We start from the raw sequence: 26,709 nt of genomic DNA, 5'->3' as shown, positions 1-26,709 counted from the left end.
GTGCAGGGTGAATGTCGATCCGCCTCAAAGCGGGGCCATACCGGGAATATCATTGGTGCTGATCCGCCTGCGGCAATGGTCCTCGAAGGCCAGTATCGCGCGTGTTTTGCGGATATTCTTGGCGGTCACGAGACCCAGTTTCATCGGGGGGGTATCATCGCTCATAGGAATATAAGCGAGTTTGCCGCCGTTCGCGGCGATCCGCGAGGCCGGGCGTGAGGTCAGCAAGGAGAAGCCGAGGCCGCTCGCCACGAAGCTTCGCACCGTTTCGGGTTGCGCGCTGCGCGCGATGACATTCATCCGAAGTCCCAGCCGGTCGAACAGCGACTGAAAATATTCGCGGCTGACCGGCAGATCGAGCAGGACGAAGGGCTGGTCGGCCAGCTCCGCCAGGCTGAGGCTCTCGCTGGTCGCCATCGGGTGGCTCGCGGACAGGAGCAGATAGGTCGGCAACAAGGCCAGGCGCTCGAATTGAAGATCGATACCTTCCTGCTCATAGGTGATGGCAATGTCGAGCTCGGCCCTGCGAACCTTCGATACCAGCTCGAACTCGTCGTCCTCGAAAAACTGCATCTGGACCTGCGGATGCTGGTCGAGGAAATCCTTGAACAAGGCGGGCATGATAAGCGGAGCGAAGGTGCGAAACGTTCCTACCCGCAATGGGCCTGCCACGCTGGAGGTAATGTCATGGGCCAGATCATGGAGGCGCTGGGCGTGACCCAATAGGTCACGCGCTGCGATCAAAAAGCGCTCACCGGCCGGGGTCAGCGACATGCCCTGTGCATGATGGCGGAAGAAGAGCTGGACGCCGAATTCGCTCTCGAGTTGGGATATTGCAGAGGAGATGGAGGGCGGGGAAATGTGTACCCGCTCCGAGGCCAGCGTGATGCTGCGAGCTTCCCCAGCCGCAATGAAATAGCTGAGCTGCTTGAGAGTGAAGCGCATGAAGTCCTTCTTTGTACGTTTCAGAGACTGTGCGAGCGCTATCGGCCAGTAATCGGCGTTAACTCATATGGTAAACAAGGTTTATTTTTGACGTATTGCTGCTCCTATAATGCTGATATAGATTATAAAAATATCAGGTGGAAAGGTTAAATTTCCGCCGCGGCTAAGCCCTTATTCCCCAACGGGATCAAGCCAGGCTGGAGCGCGTGAGGCACAGTGAAAGGCCAGATCGGCCACGACAATCGATCGAGGGCGGTCCCGAGGGTTGAGCTCATGGATGATGGGATCGGCAGACGATGACGCTTGGGGAGCGTGAGGAAGGGGTGATGGACGGCGGAGCGAAGCGGGATGGCCCGGCAGGGCTGCCGCTCGGTCCGCTGAAGCGGTTGGATGTGCCGTTCATGATCCTGGCTGCGCTGATCAGCCTGGACATGGTCGGCCAGATTTCGACCTTCGGAGGACAGACCTTTACGATGCTGATCGTGATGGCCGTTCTCTGGATGGTACCTTATGGTCTTATCACGGCGGAACTGGGGAGCGCATTTCCCGGCGAGGGTGGCCTGTACATCTGGGTGAAACTGGCATTCGGCCGGCTGCCGGCCTGTCTGGCTACGATGCTATATTGGTCGATCAACCCGATCTGGATTGGCGGGTCCCTCGCGTTTCTCAGCGTGGAGGCATGGAACGGCTATATTCATCCCGTCACCCCCGGATCGTTGGGAGATCTGGGGTTCAAGACGATATTCGTGCTGGTGACCTTTATCATCACGGTGCTCCCGCTGGAGCGGTCGATCATACTATTCAGGATCGGCGCATGCCTTAAGCTTGTGCTGACGGCCGCGTTCATTTCATCCACGTTGATCTATGGTGCGCTGTCGGGTTTCCGTGGTGCCGGGGTTAACGCGATGACGCCGACGATGATGGGCTTTCTCGGGCTCGCGCCGTTGCTGGTCTTCTCCTTGTCGGGCTTCGAGGTGCCAAGCCAGGCAGGCGGCGGCCTGCGCAATCCGCAACGTGACATTCCCCGCGGGGTGGGGCTGAGCGGCGTCATCGGTGTGCTCGCCTATGCGCTGCCGATGCTGTCGCTCTTTCTGGTGCTTCCCCCGGCTTCCATCACCGGCATCTCGGGGTTCATGTCCGCCGTGGCGATGGTCCTGGGTGTTTATGGGCGGTTCGCGCCGATCCTGCTCGGTGGGGCGGTGATCGCATTCATCGCGTGTCTGATGATCACGGGAGCGGCATGGGCTACCGCAGCCAACCGGACCCTCGCCGTGGCGGCCGCAGATGGTGCCTTCTTCTCCGCTTTCGGAAAGGTCGAGCGACGCACCGGGGTGCCGCTTCGCGTGAGTGGCTTGGGCACTGTCGTCGCGCTGCTCTTCATGGCCGCAGGGACGATCTTCTCCCAGGGGGATAGCGAAGCGACGTTCAAGGTCGTCCTGTCGATCGCGACATCCACCTTCTTGCTGACGTTGCTGTTCGTTTTTCCGGCCGCCGTCAGGTTGCGCTTGCGCTACCCTCGGGTAGCGCGGCCCTACGCCGTACCAGGGGGCCTTGCAGGTATGGGCGTTGCAGCGGCGCTGGCGATGTTCTGGGCGATACTGGGGTCCTGGAGCGCCATACTTCCCGGTTCGCTGGAGTATATCCTGGGCTTTCAATATGCCTTTGAAGAAAACTGGGGCGTTTCACGGCTTCGTTTCGAGGTCTTTACCTTGGGAACATTGGCTCTGCTCATCGTGATCGCTCTGCTTGGCTATATGAACAATATGCGCATCTCGCTTTTGGGCGGGCGTCGTTCGAGCGTGACGATTTGAGGGGAATAGTTGCGAATGCCATGTGAGCCGCACCACGATATTCTGTTCGAGCCGATCGATATCGGGCCGGTGACGGCGCGCAATCGCTTTTACCAGGTGCCGCATTGCAACGGCATGGGATATCGTGATCCGACCGCGCTGGCGGCGATGCGGGGTATCAAGGCCGAGGGGGGATGGGCGGTCGTCTGTACCGAGCAGGTCGAACTTCATTATTCGTCGGATATCACGCCCTTTATCGAACTGCGCCTTTGGGACGATCGCGACATTCCTGCCCTTGCGCGTATGGCGGAGAAGATCCACGAACATGGTGCGTTGGCGGGGATAGAACTGGCCTATAACGGTCTCAACGGCCCCAATCTCTACTCGCGCGAGGTGCCGATGGCGCCGTCACCCTTGCCGGTGGCGACCTTCACCTACGACCCGGTACAGGCCCGCCGGATGGACAAGAGCGGATATCGCCAATATCCGGCGCTGGCATCTGGACGCCGTTCGGCGTGCGCGACGGGCGGGGTTCGACCTCATCTATGTCTATGCCGCCCATGCCCTGGGGTTCCTCCATCATTTCCTTTCGCGCCGGTACAATGATCGCGTCGACGAATATGGCGGCAGCCTGGAGAACCGGGTCCGCCTGCTGCGCGAGATCACCGAGGACACCAAGGCGGCCGTCGGAGATAGCTGCGCGATCCCGATCCGTATTTCGGTGGACGAACTGATCGGCGAGCAAGGCCTCTACAAGGAGGAGGTCGAGGACATGATCGGCCTGCTCGGCGACCTTCCCGATCTGTGGGATGTCACGCTTGCGGGATGGGAGAATGACAGCGCGACCTCGCGTTTCGCGCAGGAGGGCTATTCCGAGCCGTTCATTTCCGGGATCAAGCGACTGACGGATAAGCCGGTCGTCGGGGTCGGCCGCTACACCTCGGTCGACCGCATGGCGAGCCTTGTGCGCCAGGGCGTGCTCGACCTGATCGGGGCGGCGCGGCCCTCGATCGCTGATCCGTTCCTGCCCAACAAGGTGCGCGACGGTCGGCTCGATGATATTCGGGAGTGTATCGGCTGTAACATCTGCGTGTCGGGCGATTTCACCCAGTCGCCGTTGCGGTGCACCCAGAACCCGACCATGGGTGAGGAATGGCGCAAGGGCTGGCACCCCGAGACGATCCGGCCGAGGACCACGGACAAGCCCGTGCTGATCGTCGGCGCGGGACCTGCGGGCATGGAGGCGGCGCAGGCTCTGGGAAAGCGCGGCTATGACGTCATGCTGGCCGAGGCGGGCAAGGAGCTTGGGGGGCGCGTGACCCTCGAGGCGCGCATGCCGGGCCTTGCGGCGTGGCGCCGGGTACGGGACCATCGGGAGCTCCAGATCCGCAAATTGCCGAACGTCGAGGTCTTTTTCGACAGCCGGTTGGATGCCGACCATATTCTGGCGCTCGGCATTCCCCGGATCGTGATGGCAACCGGCTCGACGTGGCGGCGCGATGGCGTGGGCCATGTTCATACCCGGCTGATCGCGATCGACGAGGCGATGGAGGTCCTGTCCGCGACCGACATGCTGGCAGGGCGGTTGCCGGCGGGCAAGCGCGTGCTCGTCTGGGACGACGACCATTATTATATGGGCGGCGTCGTCGCCGAGCGGCTGGCCGATGAGGGCTACGAGACGATCTACGTCACGCCCGCCTCGGAGGCGTCCACCTGGACGCGCAACACGCTGGAGCAGCATTTCATTCAAAAGCGGATGCTGGAGAAGGGGATCGCCATCCGCACCTTCCTAGCGCTCGAGCGCATCGAGACGGGGCGTGCCGTCCTGAAATGCGTGTTTACCGGGCGTGAGACCCTGATCGAGGTGGATGCCGTCGTCCTGGTGACGGCGCGTCTGCCTGAGGATGGATTGGCATTCGACCTGAAAGCTCGCGAGATCGAATGGGCGGATGCCGGGATCGAGGCGGTGACGGTGATCGGCGACGCTCTGGCACCCGCGACGATCGCCCATGCGACCTATGCGGGCCGCCGTTTCGCCGAGGAACTGGATGCGCCACCGGTCGCTGAAGACACTATCCCGTTTCGGCGTGAGATCACCGAACTGATGGGGGTATCGGGTGCGGGCTGACGTCGCGCGAAAGACGATTTGATTGCTGGGCCGAGATCCATAAACCGGAGTCGTCTGTCGCTAACACGTTTTGAAGAATAGATATTGTCGTGGTGGGAAGACGATCCTCCCGGTATCAATGCTGTCAGCTAAACCACGCAAAATAAGGAAGAGATGTTGCATATGGAGGCTGTGCACTGATGTGATACGAAATGGCGACGTTCTCCCGAAGCGTTAGGTTTAATCTACGCATTGGTTCGGATTTTTCGATTTTACGTTTTAGGGTGGCCGATTAATCCCTTGCCCGATTGAAGTGGTGAGCGGGCGGTGGACCTCCCGTTCGTCTGGACGCAAAGCTTGGGGGGAAGTGCATGCGTCGTGGGAGTGATCGGGTTTCGGGCAAACTCGGGTTTTTGTGTGCGACAGCGATCATGTCGTTGGGAACCGACCCTGCGGTGGCGCAAGTCGCGGTCGTTTCGGTGCACGAGGAAGAGGAGGGGCCATCCGAAGAGATTGTCGTCACGGCGGGGCGGCGGTCGCAAACTGTTCTCGATGTACCGTACAACATCACCGCATTGAGCGCAGACACATTGTCGAGGACGGGTGCGTCTTCCGTCAACGACGTCATCCGGCTCGTTCCCGGACTGGTCCAGAACGATCAGGGGCCAGCGCTATACGGCAGCGGCAACAACGTCGTCATGCGGGGTCTGAATGCCCAGTCCCAGAGCCGGATCGGCACGGGCGGGACGACGCAGACCGTGTCGCCTGTGTTGACCTATTTCGGCAATGTTCCTGTCTTCTTCGCACTCACGATGAACGACATCGAGCGCGTCGAGGTGCTGCGTGGCCCGCAGGGTACGCTCTACGGTTCCGGCTCGGTCGGCGGCACATTGCGATTCATCCCGAAGAAGCCGCAATCTGGGCAATTTCTCGCCGAGGCGCGTTCGGGCTTCGGCTGGAGCGAGCGTGCGGGTTCGCCCAATTACGACCTCGGCGCCGTTTTCAATCTTCCGATTTCGGGCGCCATCACGCTTCGTGCCGTCGGGGGATACCAGCGCTTGGCGGGCTTCATCGATGCCGTGGGACTGGTCGCGACGGACACCCAAGATCCCTTCGGCATTCCAAGCCGCCGTGTCGCGTCGGATATCGCCAGCGGTTTCGTGCTCGCCCCCCGCGAAGATACCAACAGCTCCGCCAACTGGTTCGCGCGCGGCACGTTGCGCTGGGAGGCGAGCGAGGCCGCCATCGTCGATCTGACCTATCATCATGAACGGACGGCGGTCGACGATGCGCAGTCTGTCAACAGGTTCTGGCAGGGGCAGACGGTCGATTACAGCGTCGCCGACTTTCCCGGTTCCAGAGGGCGAAACCGCGATACGACCACTCCAGCGGGCGGGCTTTATCCCAATGGAGCGACGTTCCTGCCGGATGGAGGAAAGTATCGCAGCACGAGCTTCATCAGGCAATATAATGATCGTGATGTCGATCTCGTCAGCCTCGATGCCAGCATGGATCTTGGCTTCGCGACGGTCACGTCGACCACGACCTATGCCGACAACCAAGTGGATTTCCTGACCAATAATACGGATCTTTATCTGAACGTCTCGAACCCGGCTGGCGGCTATCCGCTGGCCTCATTCTACAATTATTATCCCCGGCTGATGGCCCCAACCCTTAACGAACGCCGCAATCGGGTCTTCACCGAGGAGCTTCGATTGGCTTCCGAAGGTTCGAACATCATCGATTATGTGGCCGGGGTCTATTATTCCAAGGACCGACAGCGGGACATCGTCCATCAGTCCAACCCGGGAATCTTGGCATTTTCCAATGCCACGACCCGCTTCCATGCGAACCCCGAAGCCGGTGACCTGAACTGGCATGCGGACCGGCGGATCACGTTTGAGGACAAGGCGGTTTTTGGCGAGGTTACCGCGCATCTTACGCCCAAATGGCAGGTCACGGGCGGTACGCGCGTATTCTGGCAGCGCTTCGCCAACAGCTATCGCCAGGAATACCCCATATGCGGGCTATATTGCGGGGATGGCTTTTCACCTGGCCAGCAACGGGGCGGCAGCTTCGTCTCTCGGACGCGGTCCTTTCACCGCGCGATCAAGAAGCTCAACACATCCTATGAACCGAGCCCTAGCATAAGGGTGTACGCGACCTATTCGGAGGGCTTCCGGCGCGGGGGAGCCAATACGGTGGCGAATAGCGGCAATTTCGCGTCGTTACCGGCCTACCAGTCGTTCGAGCCCGATTTCGCCAGGAATTACGAGATCGGATTCAAGGGTTCGGTGCGGCGTCGTGTTGATTTCACACTGGCTCTTTTCCAGATCGATTGGTCCGCTTTCCAATTCGAGGCGCTGACGCCCTCGGCGATTCCCGCGGTCTTCAATGGTAGTGAGGCGCGCAGTCGCGGGGGCGAGATCGAATGGACGGCGCGGGTGAGCGACGCGCTCACCTTATCGGCTGGCTATGCCTATACGGATGCGCGGCTCACGCGGTCTTTCGAGATCATCGACCTGCCGCAATATGGCGGCAGGCCGATCGTCGCCATCCGTGGTGCTGCGGGTGCGCGACTCCCGGCGACGCCCCGGCATTCGTTGAGCGGTTTCATCGATTATCGAACCAGCCTGCGAGACAGCGGTTGGACGATCGGCGCCAATCTCAATGCGTCCTATCGCAGTTCCATCGTCGCCGCGCTCCCCAGCGCTTCGAGCTTCTTCTATTCGATACCCGGCTATGGCCTGGTGGGGAGCCGGTTCACGCTGGACAAGGGCGAGGCGTGGGGCGTCGATCTGACGGTTCAGAACCTGACGAACAGCCTGGCGCGATCGAGCGGCCCGCCCGCCCAATATACCGGACCGTTCAGCTTCGCGAATATCGCCCGCCCAAGGACGATCACGCTCGGCGCGCATTGGCGGCTATAGGCCGAGTGCGGCGGTTCTTCACAAAGCTTCGTCCCGGCGGCTGGGCGTCGTTCGGCCGACATGCGGCAACGACATCGTCGCGTCGCCAGAAGGGGAGGGGTGACCGGATGCGGGCGATATCGGAGCGGGCCGTGCGCTGGTTGCTATTGTTTCTGGCGGCTTGGTCGGCCGGTCCCGCGCCAGCCGAGCCAGTCGGTTTGGCGGACACCGTCTATCTAAATGGGCGGATTCATACGGTCGATGCGGACAACAGCGTCGTGCAAGCACTGGCTGTCAGAGGCGGGCGAATCGTCTTCGTTGGGAGTAACGCAGACGCAAGACGGCTGATCGGACATGGGACGGTCGTCGAGGACCTCCGGGGGCGTACCGTGCTGCCGGGTCTGGTGGACGCCCATATGCACCCTTTGGGCGGCGGCGCCATCTTGCGGCAATGCTACCTCAATTATGAAGCGCTCGCCGTCGCGGAGTTGAAGCGCCGCATTCAGCAGTGTCTCGACACAAGCAAGGGCACCAGAGCGCATCGGTGGTTGATCGCTTCGGCATGGTATCAGGGTGGAACCCTCACTGGCGGTCGTGCCTTTGACCGCGCGCTCCTCGACGAACTGCGGACGGACCGGCCGATCGTGGTTCGCTCGTCGTTCGCGCACAGTGTCGTCGTGAACAGCAAGGCCTTGGCGCTGGCGGGCATTACGCGAGCAACGCCGGACCCTGCGGGGGGCAGGATCGGCCGGGACGCTTCGGGGGAGTTGACCGGCCTGCTGGAGGACGCCGCGCAACGACTGGTCGAGGATCTGATACCGCCGCCCTCTGCGACCGAGGATGCGGAGTCGGCGCGGGCGGCCCTGCGCGTCATGGCCGCGCAGGGGATTACCGGCTTTCTGGATGCGCTCGCCAGTGAGCGGACCATCGGGGCATTCGCCGCCGTCGAGCGGGCAAGCGGACTGACCGCTCGGGCGAATTTCGCGGTCTTCATCAACCCATCGAAGGCGGCTGCGGACGAAGCGAAGGTCGTAGAGGATGCGGTGGCGCTCGCGCATCGGTTCGATCAGCCAGCCTCCGGGCCAGAACCGCAAGTGGCCGTCAGAAACGCCAAGATCATGTTGGACGGCATCAGCACCGCGCCCGAAAATACCGGCGCTCTGCTGGAGCCTTACCGCGTCAATCACGGAACGCTCGCGCGACCCGATTGGCGACCGGGTACGGACCGCGGACCCGATCCCCTGTACGTGCCGGCGCCGCTCCTGCGCCGATTGGTGGTCAGTCTGGCAAGGCATGGCCTGGAGCCGCACATCCACGCCGTCGGCGATCGTTCCGTGCGGGAGGCTCTGGACAGTTTCGCGGGTGTGCGGGCTGCATTTCCGGACAGGGACATCCGGCTGTCGATCGCGCATGCCGATCTGGTCGACCCGACGGATTTCGCGCGGTTCGCGCAACTCGACGTTCAGCCCACGCTTTCCTTCCAATGGGCGAAGCCCGCCCCGGAATATGAGCGTTCGCGCGGGTCGCTGGGCGAACGACGATCCGCGTTGCTCGAACCTGCCGGCTTGTTGAAGGCCAAGGGGGCCAGGATCAGCTATGGCAGCGACTGGCCCGTCGACCGTCTGAATCCCTGGTTTGCCTTGCAGGTTGCGTTGACCCGACAGGCGGATCGATCTTCGATACCGTATCTTCCCGGACGCCTTGGCATAGATCCGGGCTTATCGATCCTGGAGGCGATACGTGCGATGACCATCGACGCGGCTCATCAACTCCATCAGGACCATCTGACGGGCTCGCTCGAAGTCGGCAAACTGGCCGATCTGATCGTTCTGGATCGCGATGTGTTCGGCACTGCGCCTACGGAGATCGCAAAGGTCGCCGTCCTTCGGACCATTGTCGGCGGTAAGACGGTCTATCGGCTCCGATAAGGCGCTTTCATTTCGATCGATGAAGCGGAAGCATGGCAAAATGCCGGTTCAGGTAGAGGCGGGTAGCCCGTGCCGCAGGATAGGCAGTCCTCAGGCTTTTCGGGCCCATTAAGCCACGCAGTTTCATGCGAAAACCATGTCGAGCGGTGGGGGCGGCGGCCGAATGGGCTGCAACATCGTGACGGCCGCGCCCCGGTGGCGCCGCTACCACGCGCATTCATTCCGCTTTTACACCATTGTGAACCCTTTGTAACGACCATCGGCTTTCAAACTCGATCGATCTGCCCCACCTGATTGCCTTGCATCAATCGATGGTGTGAAGGCGTGGTACGCCAACGTGCACGGTGTGGATCAAGGTTCCGAAACATCAATGCGTCAAAAAATATGTGACGGGGTATCGGAGAGAACGCCGATATTTCGATCCACGGAACAGAGGCGTGTCATCGCGATGACACTCATTCAGTAAAGGCCACCGACAATGGATAGCCTGTTGATATTAAGCCATTTTATGCGATACAAAATAGCCAATAATGTAACTTTGTGCAAGCCTTTGTTTAAAGCTGAAAGAAATAAGCTATTGTTACGGCTGCGAACCGTCCTCGAAAACTATGGTTAATAAAATCTATTCTCCTTTCATTGCTGCATCTTCGCTGTTTGGTATACCGCTTAGTCTTTCCGAAGTAGGGATGGCCACAGCCTGCGATGCACCGTTTATGCGGGCTCAAGACATGCTCCAGCTTGCTTACCACCTCTCCGGACGCGAGTATGTTTGCCCCACATTCGCGCCGCGAGCTGGCGCTCTTCGGGGCCCATCGCACTGGTGTAGATTGCCGTCGTCTTAATATCGGCATGCCCTAGCCAACGCTGGACAAGAGTTAACGGGACGCCGGACTGTATCGCCTTGACGCCGAAGCCATGGCGCAATCCCTTCGGGGTCGCATGACCCCCGCTGATCCCGGCAGCATCCATAACTTCACGAATTCGGCGATATCCCGTCATTCGACACCATGGCCATAGCAGGTCGGTTTGTTCGCGGGGCGCTGATCGAACCATCGTTTCAATATCTTTATAACATTGGAGGGGAGAGGTATTGCGCGAAATATCGTCCTGCCCCGCTTCTTCAGGCACCGGATCACCACCTGTTCCGATACGAAGTCGATACTGTCAGTCGTTAACGATAGGGCTTCCGATATACGACAACCGGTAAAAGCCATGACAAGGCAAAATGCCCGAACCTCTATCGAGTATTTTCGGGTCGCGCTGATGAAATGTTCGACCTCACTGGCGGTGAGATATTTTCTGTTACCATATTTGGTAAAAATGCCAGTGTTCATTTAACGAAATTCCGCCGACATCGTTTCTATCCTTATCGTGCCTATTACCCCGTAGCCGGCGATCATGCCTGTCCAGGGGGCTGTTACACTTTTGGCTAGACCGTCACAGACTCGAAGGGCCTCCGCCCGTCGATCAGGGGCGAAGTCATGGGGCAGTCATATCTCGGGGAAGTGGGCGCCGTGGCTTCGAGCGCCACGCTGTCTCGCCTTGATGCGGCGCGAGCGGCGCTTGCAGCGGCGCTTGCAGCGGCTCATGCCGTGCTGCGGATCGAGAATATCCGGCATATCGAGACGGCTTACGGCATCGATGCCGCTGGCGAGGTGCGCCTCGGGCTTTCGGCGGCGCTCGGAGCTGTGATCGGCCATGGCGGAACGCTGATCGAGATCGATCCCGGACTCTTTCAGCTTCTGGTCTTCGACCGGGAGGAAGTCGGGGGGCAGGCAGGTGGGCGCCGCATGGCCTGGCTCGACCGGCTGTGCAAAGAGGTGTCCGCGACCGTATTCCCGTCGACGGCAGGACCTCTCCACATCTGGCTGAGCGGACAGTGGATCGACCAAACGGACGACGAGGATGCGTCGGTCGCAGCGATCGCCCATGGCTTTCTCGGAGAGCAGGTCGGCGGCGTCGGAGGATGGGCGGCACGTTACCGCGCCGACATGACCCTGGTGGGCTCGTGTCTCGGGGCGATCGAGGCGTCGCGATCCGCCATCCCGTCACGGGCGGGCCCGACGGAGCTTCATCTCGCCTGGCAGCCGATCTGCGCCGCACAGGACCCGGCGACGATCCTCTACCGGGAGGCGCTGCTGCGGGTCATGACGGCTGCGGATGTTCATGGTTCGCCGCATGATACGATTCAGGCGTTCGAACGGCTCGGCTTTGCGACGCTTCTCGATCGTTACGTGGTCGACCGCGTGATCGAGGAGTTGGAGCGCTCGCCCGATATCGTGCTGGGCGTCAACATCTCGGCACAAAGCGCGCGATGGAACGGCGACTGGGAGGAGGTTTGCGCGCATTTCGCGGCGCATCCGGGTGTCGCATGTCGGCTCATCCTGGAGGTGACGGAGAGCACGCCGATCGCCGACATCGGCGAGACGGCGCTGTTCGTGTCGCGCATGCGGCGGACGGGGTGTCGGATCGCGGTCGATGATTTCGGCGTGGGCCATGCCTCGATCCGGCAGTTGCTCGCACTCGCGCCCGATATCGTGAAGATCGATCATGTCTTTCTGCGGCGGGCGGTGGTGTCGAATGCGGGGCTCGAAACCCTGACCCATATGGTCGCACTGGCGGGGTCGATCGCGTCGACGGTGATCGTCGAAGGTATCGAGGATGAAGCCGACCTCGAACTGGCCCATGCGGCCGGCGCCGAATGGCAGCAAGGTTATCACTTTGCACGTCCGACATGCGGCATGCCTTGGCGTAATTCTGCCAAGCATCGTTCGGTCGGTATTCCGGGGTTCGCAGCGACAGCCGCAAGGGTCGCTCATCTACACAGCGCGGCGCAACTGCCGCGCGGGAGGGCGCTATGACCGCCCTGCCGTTCGCGATCGCTGACGGGCGCAATTCGGTCCCAGCCACGCCGGTCGCCGGCGTCCCTCAGCCACCGGCTTGTCCGGGGACGACCATCTCGTTGCCGGACCGCCAATGGCGGAGCAGCAGCCGGTGCCCTCTCGGCCTCGCTTGAGCTCAGCGCGCAGCGCGGTCCGGCGCTGCGAACACCGCCAACACGGACTTCAAACCACTGATTGTGATCGGCCTGCGTCGTGATGAAACTGACTTGTAGACTACTGCTTGCCGGAACCGCGCTCTCCATCGCCGGGCATGCCTCGGCACAGACCGCTGTCGAGCGCAACCTTCCTCCCGTGCCGCAGCCGCCCAAACAGAGCGTCGAGGTGCAAGACGCACTGCCGACGGAAGCGGATATGACTCCGATCGGCCCGGCGTTGAAGGCACTGGTTCTGTTGGATCAGGGAGAGGCTTTGCGTGATCCCGCGACGCTGACGCCGGGCGTTCACGTCTCGAACGTCGAGGCGGTCGATCGGGCGCGGGCGGCGTCGGCCCTCAAGCGGTTTATCGGCCAGCCGCTTTCCCGGCAGCTCATCGCGCAGATCCAGGCCGAAGTGGCACGGCTGTCGCGCGCTGCGGGCCGCCCGTTCGTCTCGCTGAGCGCCCCTGAGCAAGAGATCACGACGGGCGTCTTGCAGCTCCGGGTGACCGAGTTTCGTCTCGACGGCGTGAACGTCCGAGGCGTGACGCCGGGCGAGGCCGTGGCGATCAAGCGGAACCTGCGGCTCAGCGTGGGCGCGCCCGTGAACAGCCAGGATTTGCAGGAGGATATCGACTGGATCAACCGCGATCCGCTCACCCCGATCTCGGCGCAATTCTCCCCGGGACGTGAGACGGGGCGCACGACCCTGAACCTCCTTTCCCAGGCTCCGGCGCCGGTGCGTGTCTATGCCGGCTGGTCCAACACCGGCGCGAGTTCGACCGGCCTCGACCGCTTTTTCGTCGGCACGATTTTCAAGCTGCCGGGCCTGACGGGGGCCTACGGCTCGTATCAGCTCACCGGCAGCGGGGATTCCTGGCTGCGCAACGGCTCGGACTTCTACGCCAAGGAGCCACGTTATCGGGCGCAAGGCGGTCGTCTGTATATCCCGACCCTGCCGCGTCAGAATATCGAGTTCACGTTCAGCGATGCACTGACCAATCAACAGGTCAACAAGGACTTCTCGGTCCGCCAGCGGACGACGGAAGCGACGCTGGGTTATCGTTTCGCGTTGTCGACGTTCGGACTTGCCTCGACCTCGGGCGACGTCGTCGTCGGATTGGAATCCAAGCAGCAGCACCGGATCGTCTACTTCGGCAATCAGGTCGCCCTGGATGGCACGGCGAACTATTGGCAGGCACTTCTGGGCTATTCCAAGTCTTGGGCGAGCAATACGGGCAGCCTGACCTTTGCAGCCAATCTGCATGTCAGCCCCGGCGATCCGTCGTCTCGACGCAGTGCCCGACTGGCCGCGTTCACCAACGGCCGCACGAAGGACGATCGGTTCAGCTACGGCACGCTCGATCTGACGGGGCAGAAGCGCCTGCCCTGGGGCCTCGGCTATTCGGGCCAACTGACGCTGCAAATGTCGCGTAGCGCGCTTCCGCTGCCGGCCCAATTGGGTCTGGGCGGTGACGGTCTGGTGCGCGGCTACACCCCGGACGAGGGGGCGTTCGACACGGGGGCGTTGTCGCGCAACGAACTGCGGTTGCCAGCGATCGCCCTGCCGCGAGGCACGCAGGGACAGATGGCGCCCTATGTCTTCCTCGACGCGGGTTGGGGGCATGACAATCAGAAGAAGGTCGACACCTTCCTCGCCTCGGCCGGTCTTGGCGGCGACTATCGGCTCGGCTCGCATTTCTCGCTCGGCGGCAATTCCGCCTGGGTGCTCCGCAACGGTCAACGGACGCGCGTCGGGGATTGGCGCGTGCAACTTCGATCCACCGTAACCTTCTAAGAAAATAACGGAAAAGGCAAAGTCATGGGTAACATCGAACTGTCCGGCTCGCAGTATCTCTACGAGAAGCCCGAAGCCCTGCATTCGCGCGATCACGCAGATCTGAAGTTCGTCGTCGACGATCGGCTTCTGGCGAAGGTCGGCGCGGTTCAGGTCGTGCCACTGCTCGTCGGCGAGTTTACGCAGGCCATGCATCATTACCCGATCGTGTTCGGCGGTCCGGAGAAGACGCCGATGGCGATCCTGGGGATGAAGGAGGGCCAGAACCTCTTCATGAAGGACGGTCGGTTCGAGGACGGTGTCTATGTGCCCGCCTACCTGCGCCGCTATCCGTTCACGCTCGCGGGCACCGAGGGCGATGATTTCGTGGTGTGCATCGACCGCGATGCGCCGGGCTTCGAGGAGGGCGGCGACGGCCAGTCGCTGTTCGAGGGCGACGAGCCGACCGAATTCACCAAGAACGCGATCAACTTCCTCAACGAGTTCGAGGCCGAGCGCAAGCGCACCCAGTTGTTTGTCGAGGTGCTGATCGAAGCCGATCTGCTGGAAGTGAAGCATACGGTCACGGTGCCCGCCGACGGATCGGAGCGTGAACTGATCGCCGACTATTACGGCGTATCCGAAGAGCGGCTGCGGGCGCTGCCCGACAATCAGCTGGCCAGCCTGGTCCGGGCGGGCGCGGTGGTCGCGATCGACGCGCACCTGCTTTCCCTCAAGCAATGGGATGCCCTGATCGCGCGACGGGATCGCGCCTCGGTTGATCAGGCTGAGCCGGAAAAAGATCTGGAAAACGCAGAATAAGACATTGGGCGAGTGCTCCTTCTTCTTCTGACTGACTGAACTGTTCCTCGATTGATGATGCAGGTCGACAGGACCTGACTGTCGACCTGCTAAACTGGAAAAAGCAATGATCGCTCGTCCTCGCAATCGCGCCAAGCTCCTCTTCTCGGCACCGATCTTCGGTTTGTCGTTGGCAGGCCTTGTTCCCAACGCGACGCCCGCCTTTGCCCAGACGCTGCCTACGGGCGGTCAGGTCGTTGCCGGACAGGCAACCGTCGAGACGAGCGGGATGGACATGACGGTCCGCCAATCGACGAGCAAGGCGATCATCGACTGGAAGGGCTTTTCGGTCGCCGAGGGCGCAACCGTCACCTTCAACAATGGCAAGGACGGTGCGACGCTGAACCGGGTGACCGGCAATTCGGCGAGCATGATCGATGGCATGTTGCGGGGCGAAGGGTCGGTCTACCTGATCAACCGCAACGGTATCGTCATAGGCAAGACGGGTGAGATCAATGTCGGCGGCCGTTTTGTCGGCTCGACCCAGGATCTCGACAATGCCAGCTTCATGGCGGGGGGGAGCCTGACGCTTGCGGGGGCGAGCGAAGCGCCGCTGCTCAACTATGGCAAGATCGGCAGCCTTGGCGGCGACGTCGTCCTGGTCGCCTCCAAGGTCGTCAACGAAGGTTCGATCGACGCCGCGAAGGGCTCGGTGGGGCTGCTGGCGGGCTATCAGGTCGTGCTGCGTGACCAGGCGCTCGATGACGGCAAGTTTGCGGTCGTGGTCGGCGGGGCGGACACGACCGTCACGAACAGCGGCGCCATCCAGGCGGCGGAAGCCGAATTGCGGGCGCAGGGCGGCAACATCTATGCGCTGGCGGGCAACACCAGCGGCGTGATCAACGCCCGAGGTGTGTCCGAAAAGGACGGGCGCATCTTTCTGACGGCCGAGGGCGGCGAGGCGCGCATCGCGGGGACGCTGACCGCACGCAAGGCGGATGGATCGGGCGGGGCGATCGTCGCCACGGCGAAGAACGTGCTGCTCGACAGCGGCGCGACGCTCGACGCATCGGGCATCACGGGCGGGCGGGTGCTGGTCGGTGGCGACTGGCAGGGCGGGGCGGACGCATCGCTGAAGCTGGTCGGCCATGATGTCGCCAATGCCGATGCGGTCGTGGTGGCGGATACGGCGAAGATCGACGTGTCGGGCAGTGCGGGGGCGGGCGGCAAGGCCGTGCTGTGGTCCGATCGTTATACCAATTTCCTGGGCAAGATCGACGCCAGTGGCGCAACCGATGGGGGGCGCGTCGAGACGTCGTCGAAGGGCCTGCTGATGGCACAGGGCGGCGTGAACGCCGCGGCCGGCACCGGCCAGGCGGGCGCGTGGCTGCTCGATCCCACCAATATCACGATCAGCAGCGGCGCGACGAGCAACGGAAGCTTCGACGGCGGGTCGCCCAATATCTTCATACCGACGGCGTCGACGAACTCGGTGGTGAATGTCAACGCGATCAACGCAAGCCTGAACGCGGGCACCGGCGTCACGATCACGACCGGCAGCGCCGGCGGCGGGGCCGGCGACATCACCGTCAGCGGTGCGATCTCCAAGACGGGAGGGGGCACGGCGACGCTGAGATTGCTCGCGGATCGCAACATCATCGTCAACAGCTCGATCGGTTCGACCACTGGCGCACTTCATGTCACGATGATTAGTCGCGTGAGCGATGGCGCGTCGGGCTATGTCAACGTGGGCGCTGGGATCACGACGAACGGCGGCGATCTGGTGATCGGCGGCGGTTCGGGAGGGGCGACTCGGTCGATCGGCGCCGGCACCACGGCCGGTGTCACGATCGGCGCGGCGATTAGCACCGGGGCCGGTGCCGTCTCGGTGAAGGGGGCCGGCGGCAGCGGTTCTGCGGTCGGCGTCAGCGTCGGGTCGTCGATAACGACGACGAACGGCAATATCACGCTGGACGGCCAGTCCGCGAACAGCCACGGCGTCGACGTCCAGGCCGTGGCGATCAAGACGACGACCGGCACGACGACCATCGTCGGGGAAGCGCTCGCCAGCGGCATCGGTATCAACCTGGCCGAAGGGGCGTCGATCAACAACGACGCCGCGACCACCGCCGGAAATGTGTCGGTGCTCGGCAAGTCGAACACCGGCACCGGCCTGATCTTCCGCGGCGGCACGTTCAAATCCGCCGGGGTCCTGACCCTGAGCGGGATTTCCACCTCGTTCGGCGGCATCTTCCGGTCGTCGAGCAACGCGACGGTGATCTCCGGCGACGGCGGTCTGAAACTCATCGGCCGGGTCGAGAATACGATTTCCTCGGCCGTGGCGGCGAACACCGGGATTTTCCTGGGCGGGACCGGCGCGGTCAGCCTGACGTCGAAGTCCTCCGACACCAGCAAGTCGCCGGTCCTGAGCATCGAAGCGAAGAGCGATTATTCGGGCTTCGTGGTGGGCGACGGCAACGGTGTCGCTGCGCTGACGATCGACGCGGGCAAGGGCGGCCTGACGGTCACGACCACCGGACAGGGCCAGGGCGGATGGGGCTTCCGCGCCCCTGTGGCCGACAGCGGCAGCACGTCCATCACCTCCGCCGGCGCGATCACCTTCGATACCTCCGCATCGATCGATATCGGCGGGACGCTGACGCAGACGGCAGGGTTGGCCTCTTCCATCAAGTCCGCCGGCGCGATCTTCCTGCGTGGCGTGGTGACGACGTCGGGGGCATCCGACCTCACGATCGACGCCAAGGGCCTCGTGCGTGCCGAAGCCAACGTGACCGCCGAAGGCTCGCTGACTGTTACCGGTCCCTTGGGCGTGGACGCCGGCAACGCCGCTTTCACGGCGAAGACAGGCGCTCTGAAGATCACGAGCACGCCGACCACCGGCACCTATGACATCAGCACAGGGGCCCTGAAGGCCGCTACGACGCTGACCGTCACCGGCAAGAAGAATGTGACGACCGGGACCGTCGACGTCACCGGCCCGAGCGGCGGGGCCATTTCGATGACCTCGGACCAGACGCTGTCGACGCAGGCGATCACCACGGCATCCGGTACCGGCGCGATCGACCTGACCGCGGTGAACGACATCACCCTGGCGGCGATCTCGAAGACCGGCACGGGCGCATCGACGCTGACGGTCAAGTCGGAAGGCAGCATTTCGGCACCGGGTGCGATCGCCAGCACCGGCGGGGCGCTGAACGTGCTGTTGAACAGCCGGTACAAGGGCGCCAGCACGGGCTTCGTCAATGTCGGCGGCACCGTGACGACCGCCGGCGGATCGCTGACCGTTCAGGGCAGCACCGGCACCGGTACGGACAAATACGCGACCGATCCGTCCAAGGGGGTTGCGCTCAGCGGCGCCATCTCGACCTCCGGCGGCAATGTGACCGTCTACGGTTCGGGCGGGACCACGACGGGCATCCACCTGACAACGACGATCGACGCCGGCGGTGGCAACATCACCCTGGATGGCGTGTCGAACAGCGGCACGGGCATGAACCTGACGTCCACGTCGATCAAGACGATCAACAGCGGCACGATCACCTTCACCGGTGTGTCGACCAGCGGCACCGGCATCGATTTCCCGCTCGACACGACGATCACCGCGGGCGCGGGCAAGCTGAGCTTCACCGGCACGTCGACGAGCGGCTGGGGCATCGGTCTCTATGGCGGGACGTATAGTTCCAATGGCCTGGTCGAATTCAGCGGCACGTCCACCACGGGCGGCGGCATCCTTCGTAACTCCGCCAATCCGACCAGCATCACCGGCAAGAGCGGGTTGTCGCTGACCGGCAAGGTCACGGGGACGTTGTCGGCGGCGGCGGCGACGTCGTCCAACACCGGTATCTGGTTTGCGGGCAGCGGCGCGGTCGGTCTCAACTCGGTTTCGTCGGATACGTCGATCTCGCCGCTGATGAAGATCACCGCGCAAAGCGATTATCAGGGCTTCATCGTCGGCACCTCGGGCACGCCCAGCGTCACGGGCAACCTGACGATCAATGCGGGCACCGGCGGCCTCACCGTCGATACGACCGGAAGCGGCTGGGGCGGCTGGGGATATCGCACCAACAGCTCGAGCAGCGGTAGCAGCTCGATCACGTCGGCGGGCGCGATCAACTTCACGACCTCGGCATCGATCGAGCACCGGGGGGCGATCATCCAGACGGCAGGGACGGCGTCGAAGATCCAGTCCGACGGCGCCATCTTCCTGCGCGGGACGACGACGACTTCTGGTGCGTCTGACCTGACGGTCGATGCGGCGGGCAGCCTGACGGCGACCGGCGCGATCACCGCACAGGGATCGCTGACGCTCAAGGCACCCAATGGGATCACCGCCGCCGCGCTGACGGCGAAGACCGGCGCGATCGACGTGTCGAGCAAGCGGTCGGGCACAACCTATGATATCTCGACCGGAGCGGTGGCAGCCGCGACGACGGTGACGATCGACGGAGACCTGAATGTCGGCACCGGGACGATCGACGTCACCGGGCCGAACGGCGGCGCCATCACCGTCACGTCGAAGGGGACGCTGTCCACCGACGCGATCACGACCACCAGCAGCGGGGACATCACCCTGTCTTCGGCGGCCGATCTGACGGTCGCGAGCGTTACGAAGACGGCCGCCGGGACGGGCGCGTCCACCCTGAAAGCCACGTCCAACGCGGGCATCTCGTTCGGCGGTGCGGTTACGACGAGTGGTGGTGCGCTGAACGTCACCCTGAAGTCGCGCGCGACCAACGCCGCCATCGGCGGCGTCACGCTGGGCGGTGCGGTCACGACGAAGGGCGGCAACCTGCTGGTTTCGGGCGGTTCCGCCGACGATGACTATGCGATCGGCACCAACACCGGTGTCTCGATCCTCGGTGAAATCTCGACGACCAGCGGCAATGTCACGATCTTCGGCAAGACGGCAGGGACCAACGCCGGCATCGATGTTCGGGCGTTCGTGTTCGGCGGCTCGGGTAACCTGAAGCTCGATGGCAGTTCCACGGGATCGGCGCGGGGCATCAACGTTATCGACAACGGCATCATTTCGACGACCATCGGCGGAAGCACGACGTTGATCGGAAAATCGACAGGCTCCGGTCGTGGAATTGACTTTGGAAAGAACGAAAACATTCTTTCTGGTTCCGGAGGTCTTAGCATTGACGGAACTGCAAACAGTGGCGCCGGGATTTATATACTAGATGGTACCTACTCCTCTTCAGGAAATGTTAGTATATCCGGTACATCTGCGTCTGGATCTGGAATTCTTAGCGATCTGAGTGCGCCTAAATACGACAGCGCAAGAAGTAACTCTGTTTCAAACTCAGATGGATCTGTCGTATTCGTAGATGACTATTACGAATATGACACATCACCGTTGAATGTCTCATCTACGGCTGGTTCGGTTGTATTCAAAGGAAAATCAACATCGTCTGGTTTAGGTATTTCATACCAAGCAGCCGGCGATCTTAAGCTATCTTCAGCCGCTTCAAAGTCGGCTACCATTGAGGCGTTTTCCTCAGCTGTCGCCATGAGCGTCGGGCAAGCTGGCTATACCACAACTGAAGCAACAAGTTCGATAGGCGTCATTAACAGCAAAAGTAAGCACTATGATAATTCGGCGCCAGCCATAAGAATATCAGGTGGAAGCGAAGGCGTATCCGTAAATATACAGTCAGCAAACGGGGTATCACAAGAAACATTCGAGGGAATAAAGAGCAGGGGGGCTAATACCACATACAGAACCGACAACAACGGCACTCCGACATCGTCGTCTACCATGGTCGACACGGGATATCTTGTGATATCCTCGGGCGGTCCAACCAATGTAAAATCGACGGGGCCCATCAATATTGCCGGATCTATTTCAGTTAGCAATGGCGGAAATCTGGCTATATCGGCGCCTATTGCCGATCTTAGTAGATTGCCAATTACGGTCACCGGTGCCGGTGCTTCGACCATCACCGTCGCTGGCGCATGGGCGAGCGGTACGATCTCGACCGACGGCAATCTGACGGCAACGGCGCAGTCGTTGTCGACCGGATCGCTGCCGACGTGGCTGACGCAGACCGGCGCAGGCGTGATGAGCGTCGGCACGACCAACGATCTCACGTTGATCAGCAATGTCGCGAAGACGGGCAGCGGCACGGCGTCGCTGACGCTGAAATCGGTGGGCAATGTGACAGTGAATAGCGGGGCGTCGCTCACGGCGACGACCGGCAAGATGAATGTCACGCTCAACAGCCGCAGCACGGGGGCGGCCAATGGCGCGATCACGGCCAATGGTACGATCACGACCAACGGCGGCTCGGTCAGCCTGGTCGGCGGGATCGATGGCGTCGGGAACGCCGTCAGCGTCAATGGCAGTGGCGTCACGCTCGCCAACAATCTGTCGACGCTGGGCGGCGACATCACAGTCCGTGGCACCAGCACTAACGCGGTCGGCTATGCACTGGCTACCCAACTCAATGCCGGTGGCGGCAATATCAAGGTCGAGTCGGTCTCGGGTGGCTCGTCGAACGGTCTCGATGTGACCACGTCCGCCGTTCAGACGAGCGGCACGGGCACGATCAGCCTGACCGGTGAAGCAAAGGGTAGCGGTCGTGGCCTGAATCTGGCCAGTGGCCTGACGCTCAACGGCGGCGGCGACGTGACGTTGTCTGGCACGGCGGTCAGCAGCTATGGCACCGCCATCGCGGGTGCGACGGTGACGGCCGGCGGCAATTTGTTGGTCAACGGCACGTCGACCACCGGCGTCGGAATCTGGCGCAACAGCTCAAACGCGACCAGCCTGACCGCGACGGGCACGCTGAAGCTCGACGGCAAGAGCACCAGTGCGTCGTCCAGCCTTCAGGGCATTCTGGCGGACGGCAGCGGTGCGTTCAACCTGAAGACGACCAATGGTCTGATGACCATCAACGGCGAAGGCGGTGCGCTGGCGGGCGGGTCCAGCTATACCGCCGCCGCGATCGAATTCGGCAATTCCTCGACCCCGTCGACCCTGAAGATCGAGGCGGGCACCGGTGGCCTGACCTTCACCGGAACGTCGGCGGCGACGGCGACCAACTTCATCGATGGGTATGGAACGGCGGCCACGATCACGTCGGGCGGCGCGATCACCGTGACGGGCGACAAGACCGTCTATCTGCGCGCGGGGACGACCCAGTCGGGCGCGGGCGCGAGCAAGATCACGTCGTCGGCAGGCGACATCCGGTGGGGCGCCATTGCCCAGAACGCCGCGGGCGGTCTGACGATCAAATCGGACGTCGGTTCCGTCACGCTCGCGGACGGTGAGGTCAAGGCGAACGGTACGCTCGACGTCACGGCGGGCGGTGGCTTCATCTCGACCGCCGCGCTGACCGCGAGCGACAAGCTTACGGTGACCGCAAAGACGGGCGCTACGACCGGTGCCGTCAAGGAGACGGGGGCCGGCGCCATCTCGCTCACCGCGGGGGGCGCGCTCATCACAGGTGCGATCAGCACGGATGGTGCCGGGAATATCGACCTGGCCGCCGGTGCCGATCTTACGACCGCACAGGTCACCAAATCCGCGCTGGCGACCGGCGCTTCGACGCTGACGATCAAGTCGGCGGGGAGCATCACGACCGGCGGCACGATCACCAGCAACGGCGGTGCGCTCAATACGACGTTCAACAGCCGCAGTGCCGATGCCGCCACGGGCACCGTCACCATCTCCAATGCGGTGACGACGGCCGGGGGGGCGATCACTATTCGCGGCGGCTCCGCCGCGCTCGCGGGCACGGGCGTCCCGACCGCGAACTACACCGATTTCGTCAGTGCGCTCAGCGCTACCGGAACGGGCGTGCAACTCGTCGGTAGCCCGTTGAACGCGGGCGGCGGCAACATCGTAATTCGGGCCTACGCGACCGGCGATGCCCTCAGCCTCGGCGCGGGCCAGACGATCGAGACGACGGGGTCAGGTACGCTCTCGATCTATGCGGCTGGCACGACCGGCGGCATCAAGAACCTGGGTGGCACGTTCAGGACGGTCAATGGCGATCTGACACTCTATGGCGCAGCGCGATCGAGCGGCAGCGGCGTTCTTCTGGGCAGCGGTGCAGCCCTGAAGACGACCAAGGGCAGTGTCTCCATATCCGGAAGCGCGCTGGGCGCGTCCGTGACCGGCAGCAGCGGCGTGACCATTTCGGGCGGTGCTGAAATCAGCGACCTCGCTGGGAATACGAATGATATTGGCGTGCTTGGCGTCAGCGGTACGGGCGCATCCGGCTACGGCGTCAGCATCGATGGCGGTGCCATCAAGGCAGTGACGACCGGGACCATTACCGTCAACGGCACTGCTGCGGGCAGCGCTTCGACCACGCATGGCGTGTATCTGAACGGTACCGGCACGTCCGTGCCGATCTCGATGCAGGGCAGCGGCGCCATCAAGGTGATCGGCGCCGCGAACGGGGCCGGGTACGGGATCTTCCAGGGCAATAGCGGGGCCGCCGTCATCGGCGGTGACTCGATGACCGGGCAGATCACGCTCAAGTCGTCGAAGATGATGTTGAACGGCACCGGCGGCGCGCTGTTGCCCAAGACGACCGGAAAGCTCCTGTTCGCGGCGCTCGATAACGGGGCGCTGACCATCGACGGCAATGTGCTCGCCTCGATCATCACTGCCAATGATCTGCGTTATGGCGGGAATGGTGCGAGCAAATATGCGACGCTCCAGTTCGGCGATGAGAACACCACGTCGCTGAACTTCAACTCCGTCAGCGGATACAACAATATCGCCCGCACGGTGGCGTTCGGCGCGGCGCAGAATGTCGCGTTCGGCGATGGCGGTGCGGGGCCGCTGACGATCCAGGGTATCTCGCTCGTCAGCGCGACCTCCACCAGCAACGCGTCGATCACCCAGACGGTCGACCTCATCACGAACAAGCTGACCGGTACGGCCGGTAACGTGCTTCTCACGCGGCTAGGGAACCAGATTGCCGAAGTCGGTAATCTGAAGGCCACCGGCAATATGATCGTGACCAGCGGCACGGCGATGTCGGTGAGCGGGGATAACAGCATGGCGACGGGCGTCCTGCGTTCGCTCGCCAATCTGACGCTGGCCTCGGGCGCCAAGGTCGCGGCGTCCGGCGTCGACTCGGTTGCGCCGCTCCAGCTCGTAACGGGCACCCGCTTCATCAACAATTCGACGTCCGACGCGCTTTCGACCCCGCAGGGTCGCTGGCTCGTCTGGTCGCAGGATCCGAGCAACGACACGACGGGGAGCCTGCCTTATTCGTTCATCCAGTATAGCGCGGGCTACACGCTGAGCCGACCGGCCGGTTCGGGCAACGGTCTGCTCTATGCCATGGCGCCGCTGGTGACGGTGACGCTGACCGGTACCTACAGCCGGGAATATGATGCGACCGACACCGCCAATCTCGGGCAGGCCAATTATTCGTTCTCCGGCTTGCTGAACGGCGACACCGCGACCGCCTTCTCGATCGCGCGCTTCGACACCAAGAATGCGGGCACCGGCAAGACGATCACCGCGGACGATCTGTCGCTCGTCACGCGCAACAATGGCGTCCGCATCTACGGGTATCAGCTCGCCAATACGAGCGCCACGGCCACGATCGGGACGATCACGCAGAAGGCGCTGAACGTCAATTTCGGTGGGACCGTCAGCAAGATCTATGACGGCGGCGCTACCGCGACCACGACGGCAGCCAATTTCCAGGTGAACGGCGTCATCGGCAGCGACGCCGTGACGCTTAACCGCGGCACGGCGACCTATGCCGACAAAAATGCGGGGTTCGGCAAGACGGTGAACGTCACCGGCCTGTCGCTGAGCGGCGCGGATGCGGGCAATTACTCCGTCGCGTCCACGACGTCGGCGCTGAACGGTGTCATCACCGCCAAGGCGCTGACTGCGGGTTACTCCGGCAGTATCAACAGGACGTATGACGGTACGCTCACCGCCATTATGAGCGCGAGCAGCATCACGCTGGCAGGCGTGGTTGACGGCGATCTCGTCGGCGTCGGTTCAAGGCCGTTCGCGAGGTATGACTCCAAGACGGTCGGCACCGGCAAGACGGTGATCATCGACGGCATCACCCTGGTGGGAACGAACGCCGCAAATTATACCGTGGCGAATTCGCTGACGCTGAACACTGGTGTCATCACAGTGAAGTGGTTGCCGCTGGGCCTGACCGGTACGGTGTCTAAGGTCTATGACGGGTCGGCGACGGCGAGCCTTTCGGCCGCGAACTACAGCCTTTCGGGGATCATCGGCAGCGATGCCGTGACCTTGGGCACGGGATCGGCATCGTACAATGACAAGAACGCCGCTGTCGGCAAGATCGTCACCGCGACAGGTCTGTCCCTGAGCGGTGCAGACGCAGCCAACTATTCGATCGGCTCCAGCGTGTCGGGCAACATCGGCACGATCACGGCCAAGACGCTGACCGCCAGCCTGGTCAACCTGACCAAGACCTATGACGGAAACGCGACGGCGACCCTGGGGACGACCGACATCTCGCTGTCCGGCAAGATCGGCAGCGACAATGTGACCCTGGGCAGCGGCGCGACCGCGGCCTATGTCGACAAGAATGCCGGCACCGGCAAGGCGGTGACGGTCAGGGGCCTCAGCCTGGCGGGTAACGACGCGACGAACTACGCGCTGGCGGCGACGACGCTTACGGGCACGGGCGCGATCACGGCGAAGGCCCTGTCGCTCTCGCTGACCGGCAGCGTCAGCAAGACCTATGACGGCACGACGACGGCCGCGCTGACGTCCGCCAACTATGCACTGTCGGGCGTGGTGGGTAGCGATGCTGCGACCCTGGTGGCGGCGACCGCGGCCTTCAACAACAAGAACGTCGGTAACAACAAGGCGATCAAGGTTTCCGGCGTCTCGCTGACCGGGGCGGACGCAAGCAACTACACGCTGGCGACGACGGTATCGGGCAATATCGGAACGATCACCCGCAAGGAGTTGAAGCTGACCCCGGTCACGGACGAGAAGGTCTATGACGGGACCAACAGTTCGTCGAAAACGGTGCTGGCGAATGGTCTCGTCGCGGGCGATACCTTCTCCGCCACCCAGATTTTCGACACCCGCGATGCGGGCGCGCGCAAGCTGAGCGTGTCGGGGTATAATATTTTCGACACCTTCGGCGGCGGCAACTATACCGTCAGCTTCGGCGACTCCGTCGACGGGTCGATCACGCAACGCGCCATTACCGCGACGGCCAATGCGAACAACAAGGTCTATGACGGCGGGAAGACCGCTGCCGGATCGATCACGCTGCATGATGTTGTCGACGGCGACTTCGTCGAGGGAAGCGGCGGCACGCTCGCCTTCCTCGACAAGAATGCGGGTGTGGGCAAGGCGGTGACGGCCAGCGGCTGGTCGCTGTCGGGCAGCGATGCGCTCAACTACACGCTGGGAAA

At 62.7% G+C, this 26,709-nt stretch carries 10 protein-coding genes and 2 pseudogenes; 9 read left to right on the top strand and 3 right to left on the bottom strand.

From position 1 onward, the window contains the following. Positions 1–24: 24 nt before the first annotated feature. On the bottom strand, positions 25–945 hold the full coding sequence (locus QE379_RS16375; protein WP_307002134.1) for a LysR family transcriptional regulator: 921 nt from the start codon (positions 943–945) through the stop codon (positions 25–27). Between the two features lie 296 nt (positions 946–1,241). On the opposite strand from QE379_RS16375, the gene QE379_RS16370 reads away from it, so the two are divergent. The 5 genes and pseudogenes from QE379_RS16370 (at position 1,242) to QE379_RS16350 (ending at position 9,679) form a co-directional block, all read left to right on the top strand. Then, positions 1,242–2,756: an APC family permease gene (locus tag QE379_RS16370; RefSeq protein WP_307002132.1), complete on the top strand. Its 1,515-nt coding sequence runs from the start codon at positions 1,242–1,244 to the stop codon at positions 2,754–2,756. Between the two features lie 15 nt (positions 2,757–2,771). Continuing rightward, positions 2,772–3,729 (top strand): annotated as a pseudogene (locus QE379_RS19680) (NADH:flavin oxidoreductase); the annotation flags it as partial. A 147-nt stretch (positions 3,730–3,876) separates the two neighbouring features. Next, entirely contained in the window at positions 3,877–4,863 is a 987-nt protein-coding gene (locus QE379_RS19675; protein ID WP_373461867.1) for an FAD-dependent oxidoreductase, read from the top strand. A 416-nt stretch (positions 4,864–5,279) separates the two neighbouring features. Beyond that, on the top strand, positions 5,280–7,772 hold the full coding sequence (locus QE379_RS16355; RefSeq protein ID WP_307002128.1) for a TonB-dependent siderophore receptor: 2,493 nt from the start codon (positions 5,280–5,282) through the stop codon (positions 7,770–7,772). 5 nt (positions 7,773–7,777) lie between these two features. Beyond that, positions 7,778–9,679 (top strand): amidohydrolase, encoded by a 1,902-nt coding sequence (locus QE379_RS16350; protein WP_307002126.1) that lies wholly within the window; start codon positions 7,778–7,780, stop codon positions 9,677–9,679. A gap of 711 nt (positions 9,680–10,390) precedes the next feature. On the opposite strand, the gene QE379_RS19670 is transcribed toward QE379_RS16350, so the two are convergent. Both QE379_RS19670 and QE379_RS19665 read right to left on the bottom strand, forming a co-directional pair. Continuing rightward, on the bottom strand, positions 10,391–10,648 hold the full coding sequence (locus QE379_RS19670) for a tyrosine-type recombinase/integrase (protein ID WP_373461866.1): 258 nt from the start codon (positions 10,646–10,648) through the stop codon (positions 10,391–10,393). Between the two features lie 26 nt (positions 10,649–10,674). Next, positions 10,675–11,013: a tyrosine-type recombinase/integrase gene (locus QE379_RS19665; protein ID WP_373461810.1), complete on the bottom strand. Its 339-nt coding sequence runs from the start codon at positions 11,011–11,013 to the stop codon at positions 10,675–10,677. A 180-nt stretch (positions 11,014–11,193) separates the two neighbouring features. Between QE379_RS19665 and QE379_RS16345 the strand changes: the two genes are divergently transcribed. The 4 genes and pseudogenes from QE379_RS16345 to QE379_RS16330 form a co-directional block, all read left to right on the top strand. Then, the gene (locus QE379_RS16345; protein WP_307002124.1) at positions 11,194–12,540 is read left to right on the top strand and encodes an EAL domain-containing protein; all 1,347 of its coding nucleotides are present in this window, start codon (positions 11,194–11,196) and stop codon (positions 12,538–12,540) included. 237 nt (positions 12,541–12,777) lie between these two features. Further along, the gene (locus QE379_RS16340; RefSeq protein ID WP_307003265.1) at positions 12,778–14,514 is read left to right on the top strand and encodes a ShlB/FhaC/HecB family hemolysin secretion/activation protein; all 1,737 of its coding nucleotides are present in this window, start codon (positions 12,778–12,780) and stop codon (positions 14,512–14,514) included. A gap of 24 nt (positions 14,515–14,538) precedes the next feature. Continuing rightward, on the top strand, positions 14,539–15,315 hold the full coding sequence (locus QE379_RS16335; RefSeq protein ID WP_307002122.1) for a SapC family protein: 777 nt from the start codon (positions 14,539–14,541) through the stop codon (positions 15,313–15,315). A gap of 106 nt (positions 15,316–15,421) precedes the next feature. Then, positions 15,422–26,692: pseudogene (locus tag QE379_RS16330) on the top strand (YDG domain-containing protein); the annotation flags it as partial. Positions 26,693–26,709 lie beyond the last annotated feature (17 nt).

Origin of the sequence: Sphingomonas sp. SORGH_AS_0879 (assembly GCF_030819175.1) — a bacterium.
GTDB lineage: Bacteria > Pseudomonadota > Alphaproteobacteria > Sphingomonadales > Sphingomonadaceae > Sphingomonas.
The sequence above is the reverse complement of the archived record's forward strand: the minus strand, read 5'-3'. Positions and strand labels throughout refer to the sequence as shown.

Bases quoted from the DNA above. Each gene is read 5' to 3' on its own strand.
- QE379_RS16375 (WP_307002134.1), bottom strand. From the start codon at position 945: ATGCGCTTCACTCTCAAGCAGCTCAGCTATTTCATTGCGGCTGGGGAA.
- QE379_RS16370 (WP_307002132.1), top strand. From the start codon at position 1,242: ATGACGCTTGGGGAGCGTGAGGAAGGGGTGATGGACGGCGGAGCGAAG.
- QE379_RS19675 (WP_373461867.1), top strand. From the start codon at position 3,877: ATGGGTGAGGAATGGCGCAAGGGCTGGCACCCCGAGACGATCCGGCCG.
- QE379_RS19670 (WP_373461866.1), bottom strand. From the start codon at position 10,648: ATGGATGCTGCCGGGATCAGCGGGGGTCATGCGACCCCGAAGGGATTG.
- QE379_RS19665 (WP_373461810.1), bottom strand. From the start codon at position 11,013: ATGAACACTGGCATTTTTACCAAATATGGTAACAGAAAATATCTCACC.
- QE379_RS16340 (WP_307003265.1), top strand. From the start codon at position 12,778: ATGAAACTGACTTGTAGACTACTGCTTGCCGGAACCGCGCTCTCCATC.
- QE379_RS16335 (WP_307002122.1), top strand. From the start codon at position 14,539: ATGGGTAACATCGAACTGTCCGGCTCGCAGTATCTCTACGAGAAGCCC.